This window comes from Streptomyces sp. TRM64462 (assembly GCF_013362995.1).
In the GTDB taxonomy this organism is placed as follows: domain Bacteria; phylum Actinomycetota; class Actinomycetes; order Streptomycetales; family Streptomycetaceae; genus Streptomyces.
In genome coordinates this window covers 76519-86907 of sequence record NZ_JABWDV010000344.1, presented here as the reverse complement: position 1 = coordinate 86907, position 10389 = coordinate 76519, and the positions used below count along the sequence as shown (strand labels likewise).

General features: G+C 72.6%; 7 protein-coding genes. 4 read left to right on the top strand and 3 right to left on the bottom strand.

Going from position 1 to position 10389, the window contains the following annotated elements:
- Window positions 1-138: 138 nt before the first annotated feature.
- Together HTZ82_RS18075 and HTZ82_RS18070 are read right to left on the bottom strand one after the other, a co-directional pair.
- Entirely contained in the window at window positions 139-1320 is a 1182-nt protein-coding gene (locus HTZ82_RS18075) for an acyl-CoA dehydrogenase family protein (RefSeq protein ID WP_309235539.1), read from the bottom strand.
- A gap of 151 nt (window positions 1321-1471) precedes the next feature.
- A complete protein-coding gene (locus HTZ82_RS18070; protein ID WP_175410429.1) occupies window positions 1472-1912 on the bottom strand; it encodes a helix-turn-helix domain-containing protein in 441 nt (146 codons plus the stop codon).
- A gap of 207 nt (window positions 1913-2119) precedes the next feature.
- Here HTZ82_RS18070 and HTZ82_RS18065 point away from each other — a divergent pair, with 207 nt between their 5' ends.
- From HTZ82_RS18065 to HTZ82_RS18050, 4 genes are all read left to right on the top strand, one after another.
- Window positions 2120-3553 carry an MFS transporter gene (locus HTZ82_RS18065; RefSeq protein ID WP_175410428.1) on the top strand — a complete coding sequence of 478 codons (1434 nt, stop codon included), beginning with the start codon at window positions 2120-2122 and terminating at the stop codon, window positions 3551-3553.
- Between the two features lie 344 nt (window positions 3554-3897).
- Window positions 3898-5076 carry an acyl-CoA dehydrogenase family protein gene (locus tag HTZ82_RS18060; protein ID WP_175410427.1) on the top strand — a complete coding sequence of 393 codons (1179 nt, stop codon included), beginning with the start codon at window positions 3898-3900 and terminating at the stop codon, window positions 5074-5076.
- 128 nt (window positions 5077-5204) lie between these two features.
- Complete coding sequence (locus HTZ82_RS18055; protein WP_175410426.1) at window positions 5205-6044, top strand: NAD(P)H-binding protein; 840 nt, start codon at window positions 5205-5207, stop codon at window positions 6042-6044.
- Between the two features lie 125 nt (window positions 6045-6169).
- Window positions 6170-6658 (top strand): pyridoxamine 5'-phosphate oxidase family protein, encoded by a 489-nt coding sequence (locus tag HTZ82_RS18050; RefSeq protein WP_175410425.1) that lies wholly within the window; start codon window positions 6170-6172, stop codon window positions 6656-6658.
- A 38-nt stretch (window positions 6659-6696) separates the two neighbouring features.
- Here HTZ82_RS18050 and HTZ82_RS18045 read toward each other — a convergent pair whose 3' ends face one another.
- Window positions 6697-10389, bottom strand: coding sequence for a BTAD domain-containing putative transcriptional regulator (locus HTZ82_RS18045; RefSeq protein ID WP_175410424.1), 3693 nt, complete (start codon window positions 10387-10389; stop codon window positions 6697-6699).

Below are 10389 nucleotides of genomic sequence, written 5' to 3'. Positions count from 1 at the left end.
CCCGCCGTTTTCGGCCCGGGGTCCCAGGGTCCCGGTGTCCCCGGTGTCCCCGGTGTCCCCGGTGTCCCCGGGGTCCCCGGGGTCCCGGGGTCCCAGGGTCCCGGTGTCCCGGTGTCCCGGGGTCCCAGGGTCCCGGGGTCAGAGGATGTCGGTCCCCGGGTCGAGGCCCAGCAGGACGCGCCCCTGCACCTCCAGGTTGGTGTGGACCTGGGCCAGGGCGTGCAGCGAGAAGCCCAGGATGTCGCGGTGGAAACGCTGGAACGGCACACTGCGCTTGATCACCGAGGCGCCGCTCATGGTGTGGAGCACCTCGACGGCCTCCTTGGCCAGCGTGGCCGCGAACGCGGCGCGGCCGCGCACCACGCCCTTCTCCTCGGTCGTCGGCTCCACTCCGGCGTCGGCGCGCTCCTGCATCAGCGTCAGCACCCTGCCCAGCAGCGCCGCACCCGCGTCGATCTTGTTGGCGGCCTCCGCGACCTGCATCTGGGTCAGCGGATGGGCCCGCTGGTCGTCCCAGGTGGTGTACGTGATGCCCCGGCCCGGCAGCCGCTCCAGGAACAGCTCGTACGCGCCCCGGGCGGTGCCCACGGCCATCGCCGCGTACAGCGACATGATGAACGCGACCACGCCGTAGCCGCGCCCCGACGGCTCCTCGCCCTCCGGGACGGCGGGTGCGCCCGCGGTGGCCGCCTCGTACGGGAGCAGCCGGTGCGCCGGCACGAACACCTCGTCCGCGACCGTGGTGGCGCTGCCGGTGCCCCGGCCGGCCGACACGTCCCAGTCGTCGACGACGGACATCTCGCTCAACGGGACCAGGGCGAAGAACTCCTCCTCGGTGCCGTCCGGGTGCTCCAGCATGGCCGCGACGCAGTCCCAGTCGGCGGCGTGGCAGCCGGAGTTGTAGTTCCAGCGGCCGGTCAGCCGGTAGCCGCCGTCCACCGGGGTGAGCCGGCCCGTCGGGGCGAAGCCGATCGACACCCGTACCGAACCGCCGGCGAAGACCTCCTTGCGGGTCTCCTCCGGATACAGCCCGGCCATGAGCGCGCCGGTGAGCCACACCGTCATGTTCCAGCCGGTGGACGGGCAGGCGCGGGCGATCTCCTCGACCACCCGGGCCTGTTCGGCGACGGGCAGGCCGAGGCCGTCGTACCGCTCGGGCACGGACATACGGAAGACGCCCGCCCGGTCCAGGTGTCTGAGCGTCTCCCGGGGGACCCGGCCCTGTTCCTCCGCCTCGGCGCCGTGCGCTCTGACGGCCGGGGCGGCTTCGCGTACTGCTTCGAGCACACCGGTGGCGGCTGACTCCTGGCGACTGGTCACGTCTTTCCTCCGTACTGGCCGTACCCGTCGGGAACAACGGGGTCCGGCCCCGGAAGCTATCTCCGTGTGATCACCCGGTGAGCACACCGTGGTCATCGGACGGTCATGTCGCCCTGGTCATGCCAAACGGTCGGCGCGGGCCGGCGGAGGATCAGGACGCCTGGGCGGCCTCGTGAGCCATCCGGCGGTCGTAGTCGGTGCGGGAGGCCGCGATCTCGTTCTGGTGCTCCTCGGTCCAGATGACGAGGCTGCGGATGGTGTCGTGCAGGGTCGCCCCCAGGGGCGTCAGCTCGTAGTCCACGCGCGGCGGCACCACCGGGTGGACGGTGCGCTTGACCAGGCCGTCCCGTTCGAGCTGGCGCAGGGTGACGGTCAGCATGCGCTGGCTGATGCCGTCGATCTGCCGGCGCAGCTCGGAGAAGCGCAGGCTGCGGCGGTCCAGGAGCGCGATGACGAGCAGGGACCACTTGTCGGCCACCCGGTCGAGGATCTGCCGTACCTCACAGCCCTGCCGGGTGTCCCACTGCATGACCTCGTAGTCGTCCTCGGTACCCGTGCAGTGAGTCGGTGACTTCAAAGTGCCTTCTTCCATAGGTAGGGAGCCTGCCTGATGATGCTTGTGGTTACAAGTGGGAACCACCCCCCAACTCCCCTGACGACTCCATGATCTGAGGAGCCGTCATCTGAGGTTGCCCGCTTCCTCCCCCGCTCTTCATCTTCCGTTTCCGTACCGTCCTTCATCTCAAGGAGCTTTCCCGTGTCCGCACTGCAATCCCCTTCGGATAGCGGCACCGATCGCATGAGTGGGCGCGCGTGGGGCGTGCTGTTCGTGCTCTGTGGTGCGATCTTCCTCGAGGGCGTCGACGTGGCCATGCTCAACGTGGCCCTGCCGCAGATCCGCGGCGACCTCGGCCTGTCCACCGGCATGCTCCAGTGGGTCATGAGCGCCTACGTCCTCGGCTACGGCGGCTTCATGCTGCTCGGCGGGCGTGCCGCCGACCTGTTCGGCCGCCGCCAGATGTTCATCTTCTGGCTGACCGTCTTCCTGCTCTTCTCCGGTCTCGGCGGTCTCGCCACCGAGGGCTGGATGCTGATCGTCGCCCGCTTCGTGACGGGTGTCGCCGCGGCGTTCATGACCCCGGCCGGTCTGTCGATCATCACCACCAGCTTCGACGAGGGCCCGCAGCGCAACAAGGCCCTGCTCGTCTACTCGGGCACCGCGGCCGGCGGCTTCTCCATCGGCCTGGTCGTCGGCGGTCTGCTGGCCTCGGTCGACTGGCGCTGGGTGTTCTTCGCCCCGGTCATCCTGTCCTTCCTCATCCTGGTCACCGGCCTCGCCCTCATTCCGAAGTCGCCCCGCCCCGACCGCTCCGGCCAGGGCGTCGACCTGGGCGGTGCCGTGAGCGTGACGGTGGCCATCCTGCTGCTGGTGTTCTCCGTCGAGCGCGCCAGCCATGTCGCGGTGTCCCAGACCGCCCTCACCGTGGCCGTCAGCCTGCTGCTGTTCCTGACGTTCGTCCTGATCGAGCGCAAGTCGTCCGCTCCGCTGGTCCGTCTGGGCATCTTCCGCACCGGCAGCCTGGTCCGGGCGAACCTCGCCGGTCTGCTGTTCGCCGCCGGGTTCTTCGGGTTCCAGTTCATCGCCGTGCTGTACCTGCAGGAGCTGCGCGGCTGGTCGACCCTGGAGACCAGCTTCGCCCTGATCGTGATCGGCATCGACGCGATCCTGTCGCCCACCCTCACGCCGAAGCTGGTGAACAAGTTCGGCAACGGCCGGGTCATCTTCGGCGGCCTGCTGCTGGCCTCGCTGTCGTACGCCCTGATGCTGCCGCTGCAGCTCGACTGGACGTACATGATGATGTTCCCGAGCCTGATCATCCTGGGCCTGGCCTTCTCCCTGGCGTACGGCCCGCTGACCATCGTCGCCACCGAGGGCATCGCGGAGGAGGAGCAGGGCGTCGCCGGCGGCCTGCTGTACACCTCCTTCCAGTTCGGTGCCGCGCTGGGTCTGTCCGCCGTCACCGCCGTGAGCGCCGCCGCGACGAACGGCACCACGCCGGACGCCATGCTGGAGGGCTACCGCGCGGGGCTGATCGTCCCGCTGGCGGCCGCCCTGCTCGCCGTCGTGATCAGCATGTTCGGGCTGCGCGGCAAGAGCGGCGCGGCGGACGCCGAGCCGGACGCCGAGGGCACGGCCCCGGTCCTGGAGCCGGTGGAGACCACTGCCCGCTGACCCCAGGAGCCCGGCCCCGTCCCAGCGGGGCCACCCCGAGCATCGCCCCAGGCCGACTCCCCCGGGCCTGGGGCGATTCCCTTTTCCGCCTTCCGCGGTCCGTGCAGCCCCGTTCCGGTCATTCCGGTCCGGGGCTTTCTCTTTCCCTTTCGTCCCGGTGCGGTCAATTCCGCTTGGATTCCGGTCGATTACCGGCCACTGGCTTCTCTCAGTCCGCCCATCACACCGCGCGGAAACAGGAGAGCGACCGGTGACCCGCGCAAGAGGTCTCCTCGCCAAGATGAATCCGGAACTCGCGGCCGGATTCAGAAGAACCGCCGGATCAGAACTGCTGAGGAGGCAGAATGACCACGACCGACAGCCCCGTCACCGCGGTGCTCGACGAGGTGAAGTCCCTGGGCGACCGGTTCCGGAAGTCCGGCGCGGCGGCCGAGGAACGCCGCTGGATTCCCGACGAGAACATCGAACTGCTGGAGAAGGCCGGTGTGTTCCGCCTCAACGTCCCGAGCCGGTTCGGCGGCCTGGAGGCCCCGGTCGCGGACCAGGTGAAGGTGCTCAGCGAGATCGCCCGCGCCGACACGGCCACCGGCTGGGTGGCGATGATCTGGGTCTCCAGCTCCTGGGTGCCCAGCCTGTTCCCCGACGCGGCCCAGAAGGAGGTCTACGCCGACGGGTCCCTCCGGGTCTCCACCGGCTTCACCCCCAGCGGGCAGCTCACCCCGGAGGACGGCGGCTACGCGCTGACCGGCAGCTGGAAGTGGATCTCCGGTGCGCGCGGCGCCGGCTGGGGACTGCTGGCCGCGCTGCTGCCCGCCCCCGACGGCACGCCCGTCCCGCACGCGGCGCTGGTCCCGTTCTCCGAGCTGGAGATCGCCGACGACTGGCACGCCTCCGCCGCCGCCGGCACGGGCAGCTCCACGGTCACCGCGAAGGACGTCAAGGTCCCCGCGCACCGGGTGATCAGCCTCCTCGACGTGCTCGCCGGCACGACGGGCGACCGCTCCAACACCGGTGCCACGGGCCGCAACTACGCGTTCATCCCCTTCTTCATGGCGCAGGGCGCCTCCGCGTACCTCGGCATCGCGCGCGGCGCGTTCGAGCTGTTCCTGGAGCGGCTGCCCGGGCGCGGCATCACGTACACGTCGTGGACCGACCAGAGCCAGTCCCCGGTGACGCAGATCCAGGTCGCCACGGCGGCCAACAAGATCGCCGCCGCCGAGGCGCTGCAGGAGACCTGGCTCCGGCTGCTCCAGGAGCACGCCGACGCGGGCACGCAGCCGTCCGTCGAGGACCGGGCCGCCGTGCGCGGCCGGGCCGGCTACGCGATCCAGCTCGCCAAGGAGGCCGTCGACGAGCTGTTCGAGGCCAGCGGCGCGTCGGTGATCATGCGGGACGTCCCGTTCCAGCGCTACCACCGCGACATGCGGGGCCTGGCCCTGCACGCCCTGTTCGCGTTCAACACCAACCAGGAGGTGCACGGGCGGGCCCTCCTGGGCCTGGCCCCGGACACCCCCTTCCTCTGATCCACGTCTCCACGGGTGGTCACCGGGCCGCGGAAGAGCCGCCGCGGCCCGGTGACCCCCGGTCCCACCACCGGCACAGTCCCCACCCACCAAAGGGAACACTGCACCCGCCAAGGGAAGGCGAAGCCATGACGGAGAGAAACATCCTGGTCCTGGGAGGCACCGGTAAGACGGGGCGCCGCGTCGTCGACGCCCTGCGGGCGCGCGGCGCGTCGGTCCGGGTCGCCAGCCGGTCGAGCGAGGTCCGCTTCGACTGGGACGACGACCGCACCTGGGAGGCCGCCCTCACCGGCGCCCGGGCCGCGTACATCGTCGACCGGCAGGACAAGCCCGGCGAGTGGGACGCCGCGGCCCAGATACGCGCTTTGGCCGAACTGGCCGTCGACCGCGGCGTACAGCGGCTCGTGCTGCTCCAGGCGCGGACCTCGGGGCCCGTCGGCGGCAAGGACCTCGGCGCGGGCGAGAGCGGCGTACGGGAGTCCGGCGCCGAATGGACCGTGCTGCGGCCCAACTGGTTCTTCCAGAACTTCGACGAGGGCGTCCTGCTGGACTCCGTACGCGCCGGCGAGCTGCGGCTGCCGGCGGGCGACGGCCGCGAGCCGTTCGTCGACGCCGGCGACGTGGCCGAGGTGGCCGTGGCCGCGCTGCTCGACGACGGGCACGACGGGCAGGTCCACGAGCTGAGCGGCGCCCGCGCCTGGGGCATGGCGGAGGCCGCCGAGGAGATCTCCCGCGCGACCGGCCGCCCGCTCACGTATGTGCCCATGACGCACGAGGCGTACGTGGCGGAACTGGTGTCCTACGACGTGCCGGAGGACTACGCGCTCTTCGTCGCCGACCTGGTCGGCCAGATCCGGGACGGCCGCAACGCCGCTCCGACCGACACCGTCGAGCGCGTCCTGGGCCGCCCGCCGCGCGACTTCACGGAGTTCGTGAAGGAGGCGGCGGTGAACGGAGCCTGGAACTAGTTCCCCGGCGGTGAGTCGGTGACTTCAAAGTGCCTTCTTCTGCCGGGGCCGACGGTGCGGCACGCTGAAGTCGACTGGGCGTGAATGCCCCCATTTCTTCGATTGACTTCCGAGGTACCGTCGTCATGGCGCATGTAAAGGTCAGTACGTTCTCCGAAATCGAGAGCGCATTCAACAGCTACATCCAGGACATCGTCTATTGCACGATGATCACCGTCGACAAGAAGGGCCGCCCGCGGGCCCGCGTCCTGCTGCCCATCTGGGAAACCGTCGACGGCAAACCGGTCGGCTGGCTGGCCGCCTACAAGACCCCCGTCAAGGTCGCCCACCTGGCGAACAACCCGCACACCACCTACTCGTACTGGAACCCCCGGCAGAACGCGGTCTTCGTCGACAGCGTCTCCCACTGGGTCGACGACCCGGAGACCAGGCAGTACGCCTGGGACCTGTACGCCAAGGGCAGCCCGGCGGGCGTCGGTTACAACCCCGGGAACTTCTGGCGCGGCCCCACCGACCCCAAGTACCACGTCCTGCGGATCGACCCCTGGCGCGTCCAGGTGCTGCGGGGCGCCGACCTGAGCAGCCGCATCTGGACCGACGAATCCGCACGCTGATCCACCACGCGGTACGGCGGGAGGGGGCGGCCCCCGGTTCAGGCCGGGATGCCGCCCGGTGCGGGGGACCGCCGGGTACGGAACGCGGCGGCGCTCCCGCCCCCGGCCGCGCCCCCGCTCCAGGCCGCGCCCCCGGCCCCGCCCGCGCACCCGTCGTCCGGGAGCGGCGCGTCCGCCTGTTCCTCCCGGACCACGTCCCCCATGTCCAGCCCCTTGCCGACGGCGTACTCCGTGGTGAATCCCTCCGTGCCCAGCGAGGCGCGGGCGCGGGCCGCGATCCGGTCGACGTCCGCCCGCTCCGACGGCGGGAGCGGCGCTCCCGACTCGGCCCGGGCCGCCGCCGCCACGCCCAGCAGCCGTGCGGCCCGCGCGGGGCGGCACACCAGGCTGTGGCCCCCGGCCAGACCCTCCAGGGCCAGCGCCACCGCCCGGGCGTCCTCCGACGCCAGGGCGGCCCGCAGACCGTCCCGGTGGTGGGCGAAACAGGCGGCGGCGTCGTCCCGCAGCTCGGCGCAGAAGCCCAGCTCGGCCAGGATCAGAGCGAGCCCGTTGCTCGCCCCACGGCTGTGGTTCCAGCAGAGCCACGGCCGCAGATGCGCTTCCGCCGTCTCCAGGTCGCCCTGACGGCGCGCGCCCAGGGCGAGGCCCAGCTCGGCCATCTGCTCGGCGGGCCGGTTGCCCTGCTCGACCGCCAGCCGCAGGGCCCGCCGGTGGAACTCGTCCGCCTCGTCGTACCGCGCGGACAGCAGCGCGATCCGCCCCAGGCCGGACAGCTGCCGCGACACCTCCGACCACAGCTCCAGCGACTCCGCCATCCGCAGCCCCTCCCGGTGCAGTTGCGCCGCCAGCGCGTAGTCGGCGGTGATCTCGGCGTGCACGGCCAGCGCCTGCGCCGCCTTCAACTGGCCCCACACGTCACCGAGCCAGGTGAACTGCGCGCGTGCCTCCAGCGCGTCGTCGTGCAACGTGTCCAGGTCGCCCCGCGCCATGGCCAGGGCCGCGCGGCTGCTGAGCGCCGCGGCCACCCCCCAGCCGTCGCGCAGCGCCCGGAAGTCGGCCAGTGCCGCGTTGACCCGCTCCGCGGACGCGCAGAGCGCGCCCACCTCCCACAGGGCGTACCCCACGAACCACTTGGCGCGTGCCCGGCCCACCGAGCACCGCTCCTCCGGCCCCGGCCCCGGGCCCGCCCCGCCGCCGCCACGTTCCTGCGGCCTCCCCTCGCCGAGCAGCAGCCCGATTCCCTCGTACCAGGTCGCGGCCTCGGCCGCCTCGGCCGCCTCGGCCGCCTCGGCCAGGACACCGGCCGGATCGCCGCCCCCGGCCACCGTCTCGGCGCGCCCGGCCACCGTCTCGGCGCGCCCGCTCCCCGGCTCCCACCCGGTCCAGGCCCCGTATCCGGCTCCGGACCCGGACCCGGCCCGGCGCCCTGGTTCCGGCGCGGTGGCCGGCGGGGCTGCGATGGCCGGTCCTGCCATGGTGTCCGACACCGACCGGGCCGGCACTCCCGTCCCCGTACCGCTCGCCGTACCGCTCGCCGTACCGATTCCCGTACGGTCGCCCCCGCCCGGCCCCGTCGCCACCGCATGGGTCAGCTCCAGCACGGAGGCGAGCGACCGGTGAGCGTCCGTCAGCCGCCCCATCAGGATCCAGTACCAGGCCAGCGCGTTGACCAGGCGCAGCGCGAGCCGGGCCGCGCCCCGCTTGCGCGCCTCCTGGAGCGCCTGCCGGAAGTTCGCGGTCTCCGCCGACAGCCGCTGGAGCCACCGGTGCTGGTCCGGGCCGTGCAGGTGGGGCCTCGCCCGCTCGGCCAGCTCCGTGTAGTGGAGGGCGTGCCGCCAGGCCAGCTCCGCGGCCTCGCCCGCGTCGTCGAGCCGGTCCTCGGCGTACGCGCACACCGACTCCAGCAGCCGGTAGCGCGCCCCCGCCCGGTCGTCGCCCCGGGTGATCAGGGACCGGTCCACCAGCCGGGCCAGGATGTCGACGACCTCGCCGCGCGGCACGTCACCCCCGCCGCACACGTCCTCCGCCGCCGCCAGCGTGCAGCCCTCCCGGTGCACCGACAGGCGGCGCAGCACCGTCTGCTCCGCCTCGGACAGCAGGCTCCAGCTCCAGTCGATGGTCGCCTGCAGCGTCTGCTGACGCGGCGGTGCGCCCCGGTAGCCGGTGTTGAGCAGCCGGAAGCGGTCGTCGAGCCGTTCCAGCAGCTCGTGCACGCCCAGTGCCCGGACCCGTGTGGCCGCCAGCTCCAGCGCCAGCGGTATCCCGTCCAGCCGGCGGCAGACCGCGGCCACCGCCGGAGCCGTGGCGGGATCGAGGACGAACGATGGGTCCGCGGCCCTGGCACGCTCCACGAACAGCTCGACGGCGCTGGACCGTTCGAGCGCGGCGCGCTCCGCCGACGCGGGCAGCTCCAGCGGCGGTACCGGCCACACCGTCTCGCCCTGGACGCGCAGCGGCTCCCGGCTGGTGGCCAGCACCTTGACCCCCGGCGCCTTCTCCAGCAGCAGCCCCACCAGCGCCGCGACCTCGTCCACCATGTGCTCGCAGTTGTCGAGCACGACGAGCAGCTCGCGGGACGCCACCGAGTCCACCAGCAGCCGCCCCGACCGGCACAGGTCCATGACCGGGGCGGGGCCCTCCGTGTTGTCGGCCTCCTCCCGGATCCCCAGCGTCGCGAGGACGTGGTCGGCGAGGCACGACGCCTCCGTGCCGTCCTCCTCCGGCCGCACCCCTGCCAGCTCGACCAGCCACACACCATCAGGGAAGTCCCCGGCCGGCTCCCGCGCGGCGGCGACGGCCAGCCGCGTCTTGCCCACACCGCCGGGCCCGGTGAACGTCACGAGCCGGTTCCGCGCGATCAGACGGCGGCCCTCCGCCACCGCCGCGTCCCGCCCGACCAGGGCGTTCGCCGCGTCCGGCAGGTTGGTCCTGACCCGTACCGCTGCCGCCGCCGTCCCGGACACCGGCGCCACCGCCGTCGACCTGAGCGCCGGGTCCTGGCGCAGAACGGCCTGTTGCAGCGCGTCGATCGCGGGGCCCGGCGCCAGACCCAGCTCCTCGTCGAGATGGCGCCGCAGATCCGCGTAGCTGTCCAGGGCCTCCGACGACCGGCCCACCTGGTACAGGGCCCGCATGTGCGCCATCCGCAGCCGCTCCCGCAGCGGATGGGCCGCCACCAGCGCCGTCAGCTCGCCCACGAGCAGCCCGTGCTCGCCCAGTTCGAGCCGGGCCTCCACATGCTCCTCGACCGCCGTCAGCCGTTCCTCCTCCAGACCGACGATGGCACTCCGTACGAAGGGCTCGTCGGCGAAGTCCGCGAACGCGGGCCCACGCCACAGCGCCAGAGCGTCCGTCAGCACCCCGGCCTTCTGGGCCGGATCGCCGAGCGCCCGCGACCGCGCCACCAGGGACCGGAACCGCCCCACGTCCACCGCGTCCTCCGCGGCCAGCAGCACATACCCCGGCGGCCGGTGCGCCACGAGGTCCCGTGAGCCCTCCTCGGCGTCCTCCAGGGCCCGCCGTAACTGAGAGACCTTGGCCTGCAGGGACGCGGTGGGGTTGGCGGGGGGCGAACCGCCCCACAGCGCCTCGATGAGCCGGAGCGTGGGCACCACCTGTCCGTGCCCGGCGATCAGACCGGCGAGCAGGGTGCGGACCTTCACCTCGGGGACTCGAACCGGCCTCCCCGTATCGGTCCACACCTCCAGCGGGCCCAGCACCCCGAATCGCAT

Coding starts and splice junctions, on each gene's coding strand:
- HTZ82_RS18070 (WP_175410429.1), bottom strand. CDS start 1,912: ATGGAAGAAGGCACTTTGAAGTCACCGACTCACTGCACGGGTACCGAG.
- HTZ82_RS18060 (WP_175410427.1), top strand. CDS start 3,898: ATGACCACGACCGACAGCCCCGTCACCGCGGTGCTCGACGAGGTGAAG.
- HTZ82_RS18065 (WP_175410428.1), top strand. CDS start 2,120: ATGAGTGGGCGCGCGTGGGGCGTGCTGTTCGTGCTCTGTGGTGCGATC.
- HTZ82_RS18055 (WP_175410426.1), top strand. CDS start 5,205: ATGACGGAGAGAAACATCCTGGTCCTGGGAGGCACCGGTAAGACGGGG.
- HTZ82_RS18050 (WP_175410425.1), top strand. CDS start 6,170: ATGGCGCATGTAAAGGTCAGTACGTTCTCCGAAATCGAGAGCGCATTC.
- HTZ82_RS18045 (WP_175410424.1), bottom strand. CDS start 10,389: ATGCGATTCGGGGTGCTGGGCCCGCTGGAGGTGTGGACCGATACGGGG.